Raw genomic sequence first — 15040 nt, 5'->3', positions numbered from 1 at the left:
GAAGGTGCCGCAGGCGGGGCGGGGCCGCTATTGCACGAGCAGATAGGCGGGGGGCCGAGCGCGTGAGCCGCCTGGACGGAAGATCGGCGCGCCTCAGCGCTTGCGCACGAACTCCGTGCGCAGGACGAGGCCCTTGATCGCCTCGTGCCGGCAGTCGATCTCCTCCGGATTGTCCGTGAGGCGGATCGATTTGATCACCGTGCCCTGCTTCAGCGTCTGGCCGGCGCCCTTCACCTTCAGGTCCTTGATCAGGACCACGGAATCGCCGTCCGCCAGCACATTGCCGGAGGCATCGCGCACCTCCAGCGCGGCGGCGGCCGCGGCCTTCATCTCCGAGGCCGGGCGCCACTCGCCGGTGGCTTCGTCATAGACATAGGCGTCGTCTTCATCGGCCATCGCGGCCTCCTGTCGGTAAGCTTTCGCGCGGCCTCAGGGCACCTGCCGGACCGCGCCCTTGGCGGCGCTGGTGGCGAGCGCGGCATAGGCCTTGAGCGCGGTGGTCACGTTGCGCTTGCGCGGCTCGGCCGGCTTCCAGCCGTGCGCTTCCTGCTCCTCGCGGCGGGCCGCGAGCACGGCGTCGTCTACCGCGAGATGGATGCGCCGGTTGGGGATGTCGATCTCGATCACATCGCCCTCGCGCACGAGACCGATCGTGCCGCCTTCGGCCGCTTCCGGCGAGACATGGCCGATGGAGAGGCCCGAGGAGCCGCCGGAGAAGCGCCCGTCGGTGATCAGCGCGCACGCCTTTCCGAGCCCTTTCGACTTCAGGTAGCTCGTCGGGTAGAGCATCTCCTGCATGCCCGGGCCGCCGCGCGGCCCCTCATAGCGGATGAGCACGATCTGGCCCGGCTTCACCCGGTTGCCGAGGATGCCGGAGACGGCGTCGTCCTGGCTCTCGAACACCACGGCGGTGCCGGTGAACTTGAGGATGCTCTCGTCCACGCCCGCCGTCTTCACGATGCAGCCGTCCTCGGCGAGGTTGCCGTAGAGCACGGCGAGGCCGCCATCCTTGGAGAAGGCGTGCTCGTAGTCGCGGATGACGCCCTTCTCGCGGTCGAGGTCGACGTCGTCGTAGCGGGCGGACTGGCTGAACGCGACCTGGGTCGGCACGCCGCCCGGTGCGGCGCGGTAGAATTCGTGCACCGCCTCGCTGGAATTGCGCTTCACGTCCCAATGCTCCAGCGCGACGGCGAGCGAGGGCGCATGGATGCTGCCGACGGAGGTGTCGAGCAGGCCGGCGCGGTCGAGCTCGCCGAGGATGCCCATGATGCCGCCGGCATGGTGGACGTCCTCGACATGCACGTCGGCGACGGCCGGCGCGACCTTGCACAGCACCGGCACGCGGCGCGACAGCCGGTCGATGTCGGCCATGGTGAAGGGCACCTCGCCCTCATGCGCGGCGGCGAGCAGGTGCAGGACCGTGTTGGTCGAGCCGCCCATGGCGATGTCCAGCGTCATCGCGTTCTCGAAGGCGGCGAAGCTGGCGATGGAGCGCGGCAGCACGCTGGAATCGTCCTGCTCGTAATAGCGGCGGGCGAGGTCGACGACGGTGTGGCCGGCCTCGACGAAGAGCCGCTTGCGGTCGGAATGGGTCGCCAGCGTCGACCCGTTGCCGGGGAGGGCGAGGCCGAGCGCCTCGGTGAGGCAGTTCATCGAATTGGCGGTGAACATGCCCGAGCAGGAGCCGCAGGTCGGGCAGGCCGCGCGCTCGATCGCCTGCACGTCCTCTTCCGACACGCGATCGTCGGCCGCGGCGACCATGGCGTCGACGAGGTCGAGCGCCTTGGTCTTGCCGCCCAGCACCACCTTGCCGGCTTCCATCGGGCCGCCGGAGACGAAGATGGTCGGGATGTTGAGGCGCAGCGACGCCATCAGCATGCCGGGGGTGATCTTGTCGCAATTGGAGATGCAGACCATGGCGTCGGCGCAGTGCGCGTTGACCATGTACTCGACGCTGTCGGCGATGAGCTCGCGCGAGGGCAGCGAATAGAGCATGCCGTCATGGCCCATGGCGATGCCGTCATCGACCGCGATGGTGTTGAATTCCTTGGCGACGCCCCCCGCCGCCTCGATCTCGCGCGCCACCAGCTGGCCGAGGTCCTTCAGGTGGACATGGCCCGGCACGAACTGGGTGAAGGAGTTCACCACGGCGATGATCGGCTTGCCGAAGTCGCCATCCTTCATGCCGGTGGCGCGCCACAGGCCGCGCGCGCCGGCCATGTTGCGGCCGTGGGTGGTGGTGCGGGAACGATAGGCGGGCATGGAATTCCTCCAATCTTCGGAGCCGCTTATGCGCCTGGCGGCCAGTCGGCGCAACCTCTTACCGTCGCCGGAGGTTCACAGCAGCACGATGCGGTTCGGCAGCTCGTCGACATCGCCTTCGCGGCGCGGCGCGTGCCGGGCGAGGAGGCGGCCGGCCTCGGCGATGCCGGCCTCCAGCCCCTCGGTGAGGCGATCCTCGCGGGCGCCGACGAGAACGCGGGCGCAGAGCTCGGCCCAGGCGCCGGAGCCGACCTTGGCGTGGATCGCCTCGTCCGCCACCACCTCCACCCGATGCTCGGGCAGGGCGACGAAGATGAGGATGCCGGTGCGCCCGCTCGTCCGGTGGATACTGAGGCCGAGGAAATGGTCGAGCGCGGCATTGCGGGCGGCGGCGTGCTTCACTGCCTGCGGCACGCAATGCGCGCCAAGCGGGGCGAAGGCGAGCAGCGCGCCGAGCAGGACGAAGGCCGCCGCCTGCAATGCCAGAAGCTGCGGCACGTCGATGGGCGTCAGCAGCGCGACGGGCCACGGCAAGGCGAGCGCGATCACCGCCGCCCAGAGCAGCGCGTGATTGGCGTGCGGCACCAGCGGCCGGGTGGAGATGACGACGCCGATCTCGCCCGCCGTACCGGCTTCGGCGCGGCGGACGGCCTCGGCGAGGCGGGCCCGTTCGGCGTCGGTGAGGACGATGTCGTCGCGCGCCATCACCAGCTCCCCGAGGCGCCGCCGCCACCCGACGAGCCTCCCCCGCCGGAGAAGCCGCCGCCGCCGCTCGACCAGCCACCGCCACCGCCGGAGGAGCCCCGGCCCCATTCCCAGCTCGAGACGCCGCCGGCTGCCGCCCCGCGCCGCATCGAGCGGGAGGAGCGGCCATAGCGGACCTGTCGATAGAACACATAGGCCCAGAAGAGGAACATCGCCGCGAAGAACAGCAGGGAGATCCAGTCGTCGGCGGTCATCGCCGGTTCTTCGGCCTGCCGGGCGCGCAGCTCCGCCTCGGCGGGGTCGAGATTGAGGATCTCGATGACCGCGTCGGCGCCCTTGTCGATGCCGCCGGCGAAGTCGCCATTGCGGAAGGCGGGAAGGATGGCGGTGCGGATGATGGTGCTCGCCACCGCGTCGGTGAGCACGCCCTCCAGCCCGTAGCCGACCTCGATGCGCACCTGCTTCTCGTTCGGCGCCACCAGCAGCAGCGCGCCGTTGTCCTTGTCCTTCTGGCCGAGCTGCCAGTGGCGGAATAGCCGGTTGCCGTAATCGGCGATGTCGGTGCCTTCGAGCGAGGGCACGGTGGCGACGACGAACTGGTCGGTGGTCTTCGCCTCCTGCGCCGCCAGCTTCTGCTCCAGCGCCGCGCGCTGGCCGGCGTCCAGTATGTTCGCCGCGTCGACCACCCGGCCGGTGAGCGCGGGAAAGGTGAACTCCGCCCACGCGGCACCGGCGAAGGCGCAGAGCAGCAGCGCCAGTGCGAGGCTCGCGAGGCGGAGTGGATGGGACATGGCGTGCTCGCGCAGGCGCCGGCTCAGTTGAACTTCACCTGCGGCACCTTCATCTGCTCCTCGGGGATGGTGAAGGTCTGCATGGGCTGGTTGTTGCGGTAGAGCGTCATCGCCCAGAGCACGCCCGGGAAGGTGCGCAGTTCGGTGTTGTAGACGCGCACCGCCTCGATGTAGTCGCGCCGCGCCACGGCGATGCGGTTCTCGGTGCCCTCGATCTGCGACTGCAACGCGAGGAAGTTCTGGTTGGACTTGAGGTCGGGATAGGCCTCGGACACCGCGATCAGACGGCCGAGCGCGCTGGAGAGCTGCGCCTGCGCGTTCTGGAACTGCTGGAACTTCTCCGGGTCGGTGACGGTCGAGGCGTCGACCTGGATCGAGGTGGCCTTGGCGCGGGCCTCGGTCACCTGAGTGAGGACGTCCTTCTCCTGCTGCGCATAACCCTTCACCGTCTCGACGAGGTTGGGGATCAGCTCGGCCCGGCGCTGGTACTGGTTGAGCACTTCGCTCCACGCCGCCTTGGCCTTCTCCTCATTGGTCGGGATGTTGTTGACGCCGCAGCCGGCGAGGCCGAGCCCCAGTACCACGAGGAACAGGGCGGCGAAGCCGCGGCGGGCGAGGAGGAGAGCGTTCGACATGTGCAAGGCCCCATGCTCTGCGCCGGTTCATGGCGCCGTTGCGGTGTTATAGGGCGCCGCGCGTGTCACGGCCATGGCGGGACATCGGCCGCCGTCACCCGCAGACGTCGACCCAGCGGCCGCCGACGAGTTCGGCCATCCGCTCCGGCGCGATGCGCAGCGCCGCATTGGTGGCGCCGGCGGCCGGCACCACCTCGGCAAAACCTTTCAGTGAGACGTCGAGATAGACGGTCAGCGGCGAGGGCAGGCCGAAGGGGCAGACGCCGCCGACCGGATGGCTGGTGGCGGCGACCACCTCCTCCGGCCCGAGCATGCGCGGCTTGCCGCCGAGCACGTCCTTGGCCTTGCGGTTGTCGAGCCGTCGCGTGCCGCTCGTCACCACCAGCAGCACCGCCTCGCCGATGCGCAGGCAGATGGTCTTGGCGATCTGCGCCGGCGCCACGCCATGGGCGGCGGCGGCGAGCTCGACGGTGGCCGAGCTCTGCTCGGTCTCGACGACGGCGATGTCGGGGGCATGCGCGGCGAAGAAGGCGCGGACGGATTCGAGGCTCATCGGCGGCTCGCGGCGGGAGATGGCTACCGCCGGATAAAGCAGCGCGCGGCCGCTGTCGAGGCGTCGCCTGTTCAGCGCCTTATCTGCAGCCGCCGGTCGCGGCAGCGCTTGCCGACGAGGCATTGCTGCTGGTCGGCGGTGCGTATCCAGGCCGGCTCGGCGCGCTGCGTGGGGCAATAGCCGGGATTGGTGACGAAGCGCTCATAGATGTTCGGGCCGGTGCCGATCACCACCGCGCCCTGCTGCTGGACCAGCGCCCGCGCGCTGGCGCAGCTCATCCTGAGCGAATCCGGCAGCGCCTGCGCCAGGGCCGGCGCCATGAACAGCAGGGGCAGGGTGAGAAGAAGGGGGCGCATGGGTCTGCCTCGCGCATCGCCGATAACGGCTTCCATTCTAGGCCGATGCCGGCACGGGAACAGGGAGCGTCCGTTCAGGAATAGGAGAGGTCAGGCCGGCTCGGCGACGAAACGCCGGGCGAGCGCCCGGATATGCGCCTCGCTGGTGCCGCAGCAGCCGCCGAGCACGCGCATGCCGCCGGCATGGAGCCGGGCGAGGCCCGCGGCGAAGGTTTCGGGATCGTCCTGCTTCAGATGGTCGAGCTTATCGAGTTCGGACGGTGGCAGCGGAGAGGCGTTGGCCTTGAGGCCGGTCACCCGGCCGTTCGCCGGCCAATGCACGGAGCCTTGCGCCCGCGTGACATGGATCGCATGGGTGCAGCCGATCAAATAATTGCCCGGCGGCGGGGAGGCGGCTTCGTCTATCGCCGCGACGGCGGCGTCGAGCGGCGTGCCGTCGATCAGCCGGGCGTCGTCGTCGATCACCGGCGCCAGCGCATAGGGCAGGCCGGTCGCCGCCATGGCGCGGGCGACGCCGAGAAGCTCCTGCGCGCTCGCGAAGGTCGGGGCGTAGAGCAGGTCGACGCCGAGATCGGCCAGCACCCGCGCCTGCGGGCGGTGATAGGCCTGCGCCTCCGCCGCATCGGGCGCAACGGCGGGATCGTAGCCGTCGCGGCGCGGGCCGAGGACACCGGCGATCATCACGAGGTCGCCGACGCCGAGCGCGTCGCGCATCCCGGCGAGGAAGCGGAAGGCTTCCTCATTCACCCGCCGAAGATCGTCCGGCGCGGAAAATCCCTGGCGGACCAGCCCTTCCGGGTGCGCCCGCCAGGTCGGCGTGCCGACCTGCATCGGCAGGCGGCTCTCGCCTGCCACCTGCATATAGCCGCGATAGATGGCGTCGAGCGCCGCGCGGCCCTCCCTGGTGAACAGGTGCACGAAGGAGGAGAAGTCCGGCGTCGGCAGCCCGAACTCGTAGATCAGCCGCGTCTCGATGGCCCCGTCGGCGAGGATGACGGGGGCGCCTTCGAGGATCGCGGCTGTCGAGGGCATTACTTGACGGTCTCCGCCGCCTTGGCGACGAAGCGGCCGTCGAAGGTCTTGGGAAGGTCGATCTTGGCGCCCTTCAGCTCCGGATCGAACTCCACCAGCATGTTCAGCGCGTTCTTCATGCCGCTCTCCGGGATCACGCCGGTGAGCGAATAGATCGGCTTCGAGGCCTTCACCGCGGCGATGTAGAGCGAGCGGTCGCCGAGCAGATATTCCTCCGGCACCACGTCGGCGATCTCCTCCGGGGTGGCCGTGTGAAGCCACTTCAGCGACTTGTAGAAGGCGTTGGTGAGCTTCTGCACGGTGACCGGATTGGCGTCGACGAAGTCGCGCTTGAGATAGAGCACCGCCGCCGGGTTGGTGCCGCCGAAGATGGCGTCGTTGCCGGCCTCGGAGCGGCTGTCGGCGAGGATGAAGGCGTCGCCGTCGCTCTCCACCTTGGTGATGACCGGATCGAGATTGGCCATGGCGTCGATCCCGCCGCGCTTGAACTGCGCCACCGCCGAGGCGCCGCCGCCCACCCCGATATAGGAGACGTCGTCGGGCGACAGGCCGTTCTTGGCGAGCAGGAAGTTGACGAAGAAATTGGTCGAGGAGCCCGGCGCGGTGACGCCGATCTTGGCGCCCTTCAGGTCCTTGATGGACTTGATGGTGTCGGCCTTGTCCTTCTGCGCCACCAGCACGATGCCGGGGAAGCGGCCGAGCTCGATCACCGAGACGATGTCCTGGCCCTTGGCCTGCATGCGGATGGTGTGCTCATAGGCGCCGGTGACCGCCTCCAGCGAGCCGCTGATCAGCGCCTGCAGCGACTTGGAGCCGCCGCCGAAGTCGTTGATGGTGACGTCGAGGCCCTCTTCCTTGAAGAAGCCCTTGCGCTCGGCGATGGTCAGCGGGAGGTAATAGAGCAGCGGCTTGCCGCCGACGCCAAGCGTCAGGCTCGGCTTCTCCGGCGCCTGCGCTGCGGCCGGAGCCGCAAAGGCGAGCGCGCCGGCGATGGCGAGCGCGGCGGCGGTCAGAACGGATTTCATGGCGTTTCCTCCCATTATTTCAGGCCGGTCGCGGCGGTCGGGCGCCAGACCAGAAGCCGGTTCTCGATGGCGCTGACGAGCGTGTCGATGATGATGACGAAGATGGCGAGCACCAGCATCCCCGAGAACACGCCGGTGACGTCGAACACGCCTTCCGCCTGATGGATGCGGTAGCCCAGGCCTGCCGCCGAGCCGAGATATTCGCCGACCACAGCGCCGACCAGCGCGAAGCCGACCGCCGTGTGCAGCGAGGAGAACATCCAGGTCAGCGCCGAGGGCCAGTAGACGTTGCGCATCAGCTGGCGCTCGTTCATGCCGAGCATGCGGGCATTGGCGAGCACGGTGGGGCTCACCTCGCGCACGCCCTGATAGACGTTGAAGAAGACGATGAAGAACACCAGCGTGACGCCGAGCGCCACCTTGGACCAGATGCCGAGCCCGAGCCACAATGCGAAGATCGGCGCCAGCACCACGCGGGGCAGGGCGTTCGCCATCTTCACATAGGGGTCGAACACCGCGGCCACGAGCTGCTTGCGGGCGAACCAGAAGCCGACCAGCACCCCGCCCAGCGCGCCGATGGCGAAGGCGAGCAGGGTCTCCAAGAGCGTGATGCCGAGATGATACCAGATCACCCCGGTGTAGAAGTCGCGCCAGGTGCGCTGGAACACGTCGATTGGCGTGGAGAAGAAGAACGGGTCGAGCGGATAGAACGCCTTCGCCCCGAAAACGCCGGCGGGGATGCGGTAGGTCGAGCCGACATGCCAGATGGCCATCAGCACCACGGCGACGAGAACCTGCAGGAAAAGAAGCCGGACCCGCCTCACGCCGCGCCCTCCGTCTGCACGCCTTCGGTCTGGACGCCTTCGGTCTGGGCGTAGCCCTTGGCCACCTCGTCGCGCAGCTTCGACCAGATCTCCCGGTGCAGCGCGTGGAAGGCGGGATCGAGGCGGATCTCGGCGATGTCGCGCGGGCGCGGCAGGGCGACCTTCCACTCGCCGATGATGCGCGAGGCCGGGCCGGCGCTCATGATGACGACGCGGTCGGCGAGCGCGATGGCTTCTTCGAGGTCATGGGTGACGAACATCACCGCCTTGCGGTCGGCGCTCCACAGCTCCAGCAGCAAATTGCCCATGATCTGCCGCGTCTGCGCGTCGAGCGGGCCGAAGGGCTCGTCCATCAGCAGGATGCGCGGATCGCGGATCAGCACCTGGGCGAGGCCGACGCGCTTGCGCTGGCCGCCCGAGAGCATGTGCGGGTAGCGCCCGGCGAAGGCGGACAGGCCGACGCGGGAAAGCCAGCGCTGGGCCTTCGCCTCGGCCTCGACCGTGGGCGCGCCGGCGACCTCCAGCCCGATGGCGACGTTCTCCAGCGCCGTCTTCCACGGGAACAGCGCCTCGGCCTGGAAGAGATAGCCGGCCTTGCGGTTCAGCCCGGCGAGCGGCTCGCCATAGATGCTGACGCGGCCGGCGGCGGGGACGAGCAGGCCGGCGGCGGCGTTGAGGAGCGTGGACTTGCCGCAGCCGGTCGGCCCGACGATGGCAACGAACTCACCGTCGGCGACGGAAAGGTCCGCCTTGTCCACGGCGACGAAGGTGCCGTCGCGCCGGTCCGGCGCGGGGAAGGCCACCCGCACCCCGGCGAGCTCGACCGCCAGGCCCTGTGTGCCGTTTTGCGCGTCATCCTGCGAAGCATTGTGCGAGGCGCCCGGGGCGGCCGCCCGGGCTTCGACCACATCCATCACTCCTCCCGCCAGCCCCTTCCGCGGGGCTTTCGTTCGCGGGCAAATTAGCGGGCTGTGGGCGTCATGCAAGGTGGGGGAGGGGTTGGTGGGCCCGGCAGGACTCGAACCTGCAACCAGACCGTTATGAGCGGCCGGCTCTAACCATTGAGCTACAGGCCCTTGCCGGGGCGCGCAAAGGCGCCGGTGGGGCGGGCGGAAACTAGCAAAGGACCGTGCGCGCGCCAACCGGGGCGCTGGCGCTGTCCACCTTCCGTCTCGCCGACGCTCGCCGGCCGGCGAGGGGAGGGCGGGTGGCACACATCCCCACGCGGCTTCGCGGCCGCCGCAGCCGGCCGAGGAGGAGAGTACCCCACGCGCCTCGCACCTGAGTTCACCGCGCGCCATCCCCATCCGCACCATCCCCATCCACGCCGTCCCCATCCGCACCGCCCGCCCCAATGCCGCCGCCTTCGGGCAGCAGTGCTCTCGCTGCCGTTTCGTCATTCGGCTGGTTCGAGGAAGTCAGACATGAAGCTCATCCGCGCCTCCTTCTGCGTCGCCGTGCTGCTCGCGGGGCTCTCGCCGCTCGCCGCGCAGGACATCTCCTCCGGCCCGCGGCGCTCGACCCTCACCGTGACCGGCGAGGGCAAGGCCAGCGCGGTGCCGGACATGGCGAGCCTCACTTCCGGCGTGGTGAGCGAGGGCAAGACCGCGCGCGAGGCGCTCGAAGCCAATTCCTCTGCCGTCGCCCAGCTGATCGAGGCGATCAAGGCCGCCGGCATCGAGCCGCGCGATATCGCCACCTCCGGCTTCTCGGTGCAACCGCAATACGCCCCGCCGAAGAAGGACAGCAACGAGGCCCCGCGCATTGCCGGCTATCAGGTGAGCAACAACGTCACCGTGCGGGTGCGCGACCTCGGCAAGCTCGGTACGCTGCTCGACGAGATGGTGAGCAAGGGCGCCAACCAGATCGGCGGCATCGCCTTCGACATCGCCGATCCCGCCGCGCTGGAGGACGCCGCCCGCGTCGCCGCGGTGAAGGATGCGCGCCACCAGGCCGGGCTGATCGCCGAGGCGAGCGGCGTGCGCCTGGTGAGGGTGCTCTCCATTTCCGGCGAGGGCGGCCCGCGCCCGATGCCGCGCATGATGGCGGCGCCGGCGATGATGAAGGCCGATGCCGTGCCGGTCGAAGCGGGCGAGACCGAGCTGCGCGCCGGCGTGACCATCACCTACGAGATCGAGCCGCGCTGAGGGGGCATCCCAAGGCCCGAAACAGCGTCCTCATCCTGAGGTGCGAGCGTAGCGAGCCTCGAAGGATGCTCGTTACAGCGCACCCGGACGTGCATCCTTCGAGGCCCGGCCGTTGGCCGGGCATCTCAGGATGAGGTTGGTCCTGTCGGAGCTGGAGTTTTGGGTCGGATCCCGAGACGTCCGCCGCCGCCCGACCCTCACTCCCCCTTCGGCGGGATCAGCAGCTTCAGCCCGCGCGGCATGACGCGGTAGTCGAGCGGCATCTTCTCGCGCGCCAGCTCGCCATCGGTCGAGACCCAGGAGCGGTCGCGGTTCGGCCGCCGCAGGGTGATCCGCTTTCCCGTCAGGCTGACGATGCCGGGATTGCTGCGCCAGGTGTCGGCGACCATGTCGGCGCCGGCCTTGAGCAAGGCGAGGGCGCCGCGGTCCTCGGCGATGTGAAGCTCCAGCACGCCCTCGTCGAGATGCGCGCGCCGCCAGCCGGGCCCGCTGAAGCGGTTGACCGAGACGAGGGCGGCGAAGGCGCGGAAGCTGTGCGGCGTGCCGTCGACCGTCACCTCGAGGTCGAAGCGGCCGGTGCGGCGCAGCGCGAGCATGGCAGCGATGATCACGGCGAGGAAACGCCAGAGCTTCCACTGCCGCGCCGTCTCGCGGGCGCGCGCCATCTGGCTGAAGAAGCCCATGCCGGAGATGGTGTGGAAGGGGCGCCCGTTCAGCGTGCCGAAATCGACCTCGCGCACCTGCGCCGCGGCCAGCGCGGCGAGGGCTTCGGGAAGATCGGTCGGCATGCCGATGTCGCGCGCCAGCAGGTTCAGCGTGCCGAGCGGCAATATGCCGAGCACCTTGCCCGAGCCGTCGAGGCTCTTCGCCGCGAGGCTGGCGCTGCCGTCGCCGCCGCCGACGATGACGGTGTCGTGCGGCCCGCGTCCTGATTCTCGAATGGCGCGTACCAGGTTCTTGCCGCGCAGCAGATGCACCTCGACCTGAAGGTCGCCGTCGCCGAGGCCCTGCTCGACGAGGTCGCGCACTTCCTCCGCATTGCGGTCGAGCAGCGTGCCGGCATTGGCGTTGAGCAGGACCAGGACGTGGTGCATGGAGGATCCGGAATCGGGGGGATTTAACCTAACGCCATTCTCGCCGAATCCGCGGCGCTGCGAAGGCGTGTTGCCGCCGCGAGGTTGCGTATTGCGCGCGTGATGCCGATACGGCACAGATTCGCGTGAGTGCGGCGGTAGTGCGGGGGAAGGCCGGAATGGCGGCGGCGAGCGTGTCGATCCTGCGCCTGCGGGCGGGGTTCCTGGTGCTTGCGGCACTCATCTTCGTCTCCGCCAGCGCGGGGCGCTGGGCGGCGACGCTGCTCTCGCTCGGCTGGGGCTGGGCGGCGCTGATCGGCGTCGTGGTGGCAGCCTTGATCGCCCTTATTGTCACGAGGCTCGACCGCATCGCCTATTTCGGCATCGCCGTGGTGGTGACGCTGTTCGGCGCCTACACCGCCTATGATTTCGCCCGCGGGCCGGTCGACTGGTCGGAGGGCTGGGCCTTGCTGGCGGCGCTGGTGCCGGCGGTGCTGCTTGGGGCCGCGTTCTGGGATTTCCGCCATCTCGTCGGTGAGATCCGCGCCTGGGCCAATAGCCGCGGCTGATGAAAAGGCCGCCCCGGCGGGAAGCCGGGACGGCCGGTGGTCGGATCGGCCGGTCAGCCGCCGATCAGGTCGCGACACAGCGCCACGAGGCCGGAATCATAGGAGCGAGGGTCCGACAGCACGCCGGTGCAGCGGGTCTTCTTCTCCGCGATGTCGGAAGCGCGGCTGGTGTTGCGGGCGCCGATGCCCGTGCCACCGCCCGGGCCGGGGCGACCCACGCTGGGACCACCCGTACCAGGGCCGCCGGCGCTGGGACCACCGGGGCCGGTGCCGGGACCCGCGCCGGGGCCGCCAGTGCCGGGGCCGCCCGTACCCGGTCCGGTCGCATCGCCGCCGATACCGATGCCGACATTGACCGCCGCGGTGCTGGCGCCGCCGATGGCGGCGCCCGCATTCGCGCCGACGCCGTCAGCGCCGCCGAGCGACGCGGTGGTGCCGGCCGCCGCGGTCGAGCCCGTGCCGCCGATGGTGGCGCGGGTGCCGCTGGTCAGGCCGCTGCTGCCGCCGAGCGTGGTGGTGCTGCTGACGTCGGCGGTGGGGTTGGTGCCGAGCAGGGTCGCGCTGGTGCGGTTGGTCACGCCGTTCGTGCCGAGCGTGTTCAGCCCGACATTGGCGTTCGCCAGGCTGCGCGTGGCCGGCCGGCGGTCGCCGACCGTGGCATCGACCGTGGCGGTCGTGCCGCGCAGGGAGCCGAGCGTCGTCCGGCTGCCGACTTTGGCCGTCGAGCTGGGGCCGCCGAGGGTTGCGGTGGTGCGATTGGCAACGCCGCCGGTGCCGAGCGCAGTGAGCCCGACAGTGGCGTTGGTCGGCGCGCGCCGGGCGCGGCGATCGCCCAACGTGGCGTCGGCATTGGCAGTCACGCCGCGCGCGCCGAGCGCGTTCGCCTTGGCGTCGACGGCCAGGCCGCGCGTCGACGAGGTGCCGACCGCCGCATTGGCGTTGACGCCGCGACGGCCCAGCAGGTTCACCTTGGCGTCGGCGATGTTGCCGCTGTTGCTGCGGACGACCGCCACCGGCGCCTGGCCGCGCCGCAACAGCTCGAGCTGGATCGCCAGCAGATTGGCCGAGAGGGGAGCGCGTCCGGTCACCGAGGTGGTGCTGTCGCCGCGGGAGCCGCTGCCCATGCCGTCGGAGACCCCGCCGACCGAACCGAGGCCGCCGCCAAGGCCGCCGCCACCGCTCAGGCCGCCGCCGAGACCGGAGGTGGCGCCGCCGACGCTGCCGCCGACGCCGGAAACCGCTCCGCCGACGCTGCTGCCGATACCCGACACGGCGTCGCCTACAGCATTGGTGGTGCCCGAGACGGCGCTACCGACACTGCTGCCGACGTTGGTGCCCGTGCCGGAGAGCGCGCCGCCCACGGCGCCGCCCACACCCGACACGGTGCCACCCACGGCGCCGGTCACGCCCGATACGGTGCCGCCGAGCGACTTTCCAAGGCCGGAGGCGGCGCGCCCGGCTCCATCGCCGGCGCGCCCCGCCGCGCCGCCCAGGCCGCCGCGCGATTGCGCTTCGGCTTCAATCATCGTTCCCATGACGAGACACGCGGCGAGCGCGCCGGTGCCGACCAGGGCCAGTCCTCGTGCTTTTCTCTCTGCCTGCCACATTGCAGCGCTCTCCTGTTGAAGGGGGCGCCGCGTGCAATCTGTTGTCCCGGCGCCGAGGCAAGAAGCGGCGGCGGTGGTAACGGGTTTCAGCCAATACCTCTGGGTCGAAGTCGACCATATGAAGAATGTCAGGCGACAGGTGGCGCTTCGGTATCTTGTTAGGTGCCAGAGGTCGCATAGTAATGAAGAAGCTTTGCTTCGGTTATCCCTGCGTTTTAGTTCTTAACTCAATTGTGATCCGCTGCGGAAGGTGCCGACGCGGCCGACCATCCGCCGAAAACGCGCGATGAACCGTTTGCGAAAGCTGCGCGATGCCGGGCGCTTGACCCGCGTCGGCGCGACGGGCTGCCGGCGAAGCGCGGCTTCGGCCATGCGGGCGCGCTCGAACTGGCCTGCCGCGCCCTCGGGATCGGGCAGGCCGCCGAGCCCTTCGGCCAGCGCCGCCGCATAGGCGCGCAAATCGTGCGGCTCGCCGCTCGCGCAGGCGCGCTCCAGCGCGCGCAGCGCCAGCCAGCGCAGCATCGGTTCCGGTGCGGTGCGCAGGCCGGTCCCGACATTGCGGCAGAAGGCGGGGACGCCGGCCTCGATCGAGCGCGCGAACCAGGGCAGGGCCTCCTCCAGCCGGCCGCCGAGCTCCAGCAGCAGGCGGGCATGGTCGAACTGGCCACGATAGTCGCCGCCTTCCGCTCCGCGCCGATACCAGCGCAGCGCCGCCGCGGGACGGGCAGGGCGGTCCCAGCCGAATTCGAGGAAGCGGCCGAGCATGGTCATCGCCTTGGCGTTGCCGCCCGAGGCCGAGCGCATGTACCAGACGAGCGCCTCGTGCCGTTCGGCCGCCACGCCGCGTCCGTCGAGCAGCAGCGTGGCGAGGTTGAACTGCGCCCAGGCGTGGCCGGCAGCGGCGGCCCTGCGGTAGTGCCGCGCCGCCTCGGCGGCGTCGGCGGGCACGCCCCAGCCAAGTTCGTGGCAGCGCCCGACCATGTTGGTGCCTTCCGCGCTGCCGGCGCTGGCGGCGACGGTGAACCAGCGCAGCCCCGCCTCGGGATCGCGCTCGACCCCATGGCCGTCGACCAGCATCTGGCCCCAGGCGATCTGCGCGTTGACCAGCCCGTTCAGCGCCGCCGCCTCCACCCAGCGGGCGGCTTCCTGCGGCCGCTCACTGATGCGCGCGCGCAACACCTCCGGACCCATTCGCTTGAGCTCGGTAAAGGAAATCCACGCCTCGGGCATGCTTTCGCCGTCCTCCGCGGCCTGCCGGCCCGCTCCGCGCGAAGCCCGGCATGGGCCTTACATCCTTGCGTCACATAAGGTCTCGTCGAGTCTATTCGCAAGATGATTGCTCGTTCTTTAGTTTTTAAAAATTAAAAACTGCATATTTGAATCGTCGTAAGAAGTCGATCTTGGAACAGATAAAAAACATAATGTTTGAAGGGGGGTGGAATCGTCTCTAATAGACGCAAA

Annotated in this window: 16 protein-coding genes and 1 tRNA gene; 2 read left to right on the top strand and 15 right to left on the bottom strand. The window is 69.9% G+C overall.

Annotated elements, in window-relative coordinates; translation table 11 throughout:
• Positions 1-93 precede the first annotated feature (93 nt).
• The 12 genes from SNOV_RS11925 to SNOV_RS11870 all read right to left on the bottom strand — a co-directional run bounded on the left by SNOV_RS11925 (position 94) and on the right by SNOV_RS11870 (position 9259).
• Positions 94-396: an alkylphosphonate utilization protein gene (locus SNOV_RS11925; RefSeq protein ID WP_013167188.1), complete on the bottom strand. Its 303-nt coding sequence runs from the start codon at positions 394-396 to the stop codon at positions 94-96.
• A gap of 33 nt (positions 397-429) precedes the next feature.
• A complete protein-coding gene (ilvD, locus tag SNOV_RS11920) occupies positions 430-2262 on the bottom strand; it encodes a dihydroxy-acid dehydratase (RefSeq protein ID WP_013167187.1) in 1833 nt (610 codons plus the stop codon).
• Between the two features lie 75 nt (positions 2263-2337).
• Positions 2338-2967 carry a TPM domain-containing protein gene (locus SNOV_RS11915; RefSeq protein ID WP_013167186.1) on the bottom strand — a complete coding sequence of 210 codons (630 nt, stop codon included), beginning with the start codon at positions 2965-2967 and terminating at the stop codon, positions 2338-2340.
• Complete coding sequence (locus tag SNOV_RS11910) at positions 2967-3758, bottom strand: TPM domain-containing protein (RefSeq protein ID WP_013167185.1); 792 nt, start codon at positions 3756-3758, stop codon at positions 2967-2969. Before SNOV_RS11910 ends, SNOV_RS11915 begins: the two co-directional genes overlap by 1 nt.
• Positions 3759-3781: 23 nt before the next feature.
• A complete protein-coding gene (locus tag SNOV_RS11905; protein ID WP_013167184.1) occupies positions 3782-4393 on the bottom strand; it encodes a LemA family protein in 612 nt (203 codons plus the stop codon).
• A 94-nt stretch (positions 4394-4487) separates the two neighbouring features.
• Positions 4488-4946: a YbaK/EbsC family protein gene (locus SNOV_RS11900; RefSeq protein ID WP_013167183.1), complete on the bottom strand. Its 459-nt coding sequence runs from the start codon at positions 4944-4946 to the stop codon at positions 4488-4490.
• A gap of 71 nt (positions 4947-5017) precedes the next feature.
• Positions 5018-5302: a hypothetical protein gene (locus SNOV_RS11895; protein ID WP_013167182.1), complete on the bottom strand. Its 285-nt coding sequence runs from the start codon at positions 5300-5302 to the stop codon at positions 5018-5020.
• A 90-nt stretch (positions 5303-5392) separates the two neighbouring features.
• Entirely contained in the window at positions 5393-6334 is a 942-nt protein-coding gene (locus SNOV_RS11890; RefSeq protein WP_013167181.1) for a homocysteine S-methyltransferase family protein, read from the bottom strand.
• Positions 6334-7359 (bottom strand): ABC transporter substrate-binding protein, encoded by a 1026-nt coding sequence (locus tag SNOV_RS11885; RefSeq protein WP_013167180.1) that lies wholly within the window; start codon positions 7357-7359, stop codon positions 6334-6336. Before SNOV_RS11885 ends, SNOV_RS11890 begins: the two co-directional genes overlap by 1 nt.
• A 14-nt stretch (positions 7360-7373) precedes the next feature.
• Positions 7374-8183 (bottom strand): ABC transporter permease, encoded by an 810-nt coding sequence (locus SNOV_RS11880; protein ID WP_013167179.1) that lies wholly within the window; start codon positions 8181-8183, stop codon positions 7374-7376.
• On the bottom strand, positions 8180-9097 hold the full coding sequence (locus tag SNOV_RS11875) for an ABC transporter ATP-binding protein (RefSeq protein WP_013167178.1): 918 nt from the start codon (positions 9095-9097) through the stop codon (positions 8180-8182). Before SNOV_RS11875 ends, SNOV_RS11880 begins: the two co-directional genes overlap by 4 nt.
• A gap of 86 nt (positions 9098-9183) precedes the next feature.
• Positions 9184-9259: transfer RNA gene (locus SNOV_RS11870), tRNA-Ile, on the bottom strand.
• A 348-nt stretch (positions 9260-9607) separates the two neighbouring features.
• Between SNOV_RS11870 and SNOV_RS11865 the strand changes: the two genes are divergently transcribed.
• Positions 9608-10330 (top strand): SIMPL domain-containing protein, encoded by a 723-nt coding sequence (locus SNOV_RS11865; RefSeq protein ID WP_013167177.1) that lies wholly within the window; start codon positions 9608-9610, stop codon positions 10328-10330.
• A 197-nt stretch (positions 10331-10527) separates the two neighbouring features.
• On the opposite strand, the gene SNOV_RS11860 is transcribed toward SNOV_RS11865, so the two are convergent.
• Complete coding sequence (locus SNOV_RS11860; protein WP_013167176.1) at positions 10528-11424, bottom strand: diacylglycerol/lipid kinase family protein; 897 nt, start codon at positions 11422-11424, stop codon at positions 10528-10530.
• A gap of 158 nt (positions 11425-11582) precedes the next feature.
• On the opposite strand from SNOV_RS11860, the gene SNOV_RS23825 reads away from it, so the two are divergent.
• Positions 11583-11972, top strand: a complete 390-nt coding sequence (locus SNOV_RS23825) for a hypothetical protein (RefSeq protein ID WP_013167175.1) — start codon at positions 11583-11585, stop codon at positions 11970-11972.
• Positions 11973-12025: 53 nt separating this feature from the next.
• On the opposite strand, the gene SNOV_RS24240 is transcribed toward SNOV_RS23825, so the two are convergent.
• Positions 12026-13579 carry a hypothetical protein gene (locus tag SNOV_RS24240; RefSeq protein WP_013167174.1) on the bottom strand — a complete coding sequence of 518 codons (1554 nt, stop codon included), beginning with the start codon at positions 13577-13579 and terminating at the stop codon, positions 12026-12028.
• A 222-nt stretch (positions 13580-13801) separates the two neighbouring features.
• Complete coding sequence (locus SNOV_RS11845) at positions 13802-14770, bottom strand: tetratricopeptide repeat protein (protein ID WP_244412741.1); 969 nt, start codon at positions 14768-14770, stop codon at positions 13802-13804.
• Positions 14771-15040: the final 270 nt, after the last annotated feature.

This window comes from Ancylobacter novellus DSM 506 (assembly GCF_000092925.1).
In the GTDB taxonomy this organism is placed as follows: Bacteria; Pseudomonadota; Alphaproteobacteria; order Rhizobiales; family Xanthobacteraceae; genus Ancylobacter; species Ancylobacter novellus.
Note: the sequence above shows the minus strand (reverse complement) of the source record. Positions and strands in the feature narration are given on the sequence as shown.

Coding starts and splice junctions, on each gene's coding strand:
- SNOV_RS11925 (WP_013167188.1), bottom strand. CDS start 396: ATGGCCGATGAAGACGACGCCTATGTCTATGACGAAGCCACCGGCGAG.
- ilvD (WP_013167187.1), bottom strand. CDS start 2,262: ATGCCCGCCTATCGTTCCCGCACCACCACCCACGGCCGCAACATGGCC.
- SNOV_RS11915 (WP_013167186.1), bottom strand. CDS start 2,967: ATGGCGCGCGACGACATCGTCCTCACCGACGCCGAACGGGCCCGCCTC.
- SNOV_RS11910 (WP_013167185.1), bottom strand. CDS start 3,758: ATGTCCCATCCACTCCGCCTCGCGAGCCTCGCACTGGCGCTGCTGCTC.
- SNOV_RS11905 (WP_013167184.1), bottom strand. CDS start 4,393: ATGTCGAACGCTCTCCTCCTCGCCCGCCGCGGCTTCGCCGCCCTGTTC.
- SNOV_RS11900 (WP_013167183.1), bottom strand. CDS start 4,946: ATGAGCCTCGAATCCGTCCGCGCCTTCTTCGCCGCGCATGCCCCCGAC.
- SNOV_RS11895 (WP_013167182.1), bottom strand. CDS start 5,302: ATGCGCCCCCTTCTTCTCACCCTGCCCCTGCTGTTCATGGCGCCGGCC.
- SNOV_RS11890 (WP_013167181.1), bottom strand. CDS start 6,334: ATGCCCTCGACAGCCGCGATCCTCGAAGGCGCCCCCGTCATCCTCGCC.
- SNOV_RS11885 (WP_013167180.1), bottom strand. CDS start 7,359: ATGAAATCCGTTCTGACCGCCGCCGCGCTCGCCATCGCCGGCGCGCTC.
- SNOV_RS11875 (WP_013167178.1), bottom strand. CDS start 9,097: ATGGATGTGGTCGAAGCCCGGGCGGCCGCCCCGGGCGCCTCGCACAAT.
- SNOV_RS11865 (WP_013167177.1), top strand. CDS start 9,608: ATGAAGCTCATCCGCGCCTCCTTCTGCGTCGCCGTGCTGCTCGCGGGG.
- SNOV_RS11860 (WP_013167176.1), bottom strand. CDS start 11,424: ATGCACCACGTCCTGGTCCTGCTCAACGCCAATGCCGGCACGCTGCTC.
- SNOV_RS23825 (WP_013167175.1), top strand. CDS start 11,583: ATGGCGGCGGCGAGCGTGTCGATCCTGCGCCTGCGGGCGGGGTTCCTG.
- SNOV_RS24240 (WP_013167174.1), bottom strand. CDS start 13,579: ATGTGGCAGGCAGAGAGAAAAGCACGAGGACTGGCCCTGGTCGGCACC.
- SNOV_RS11845 (WP_244412741.1), bottom strand. CDS start 14,770: ATGGGTCCGGAGGTGTTGCGCGCGCGCATCAGTGAGCGGCCGCAGGAA.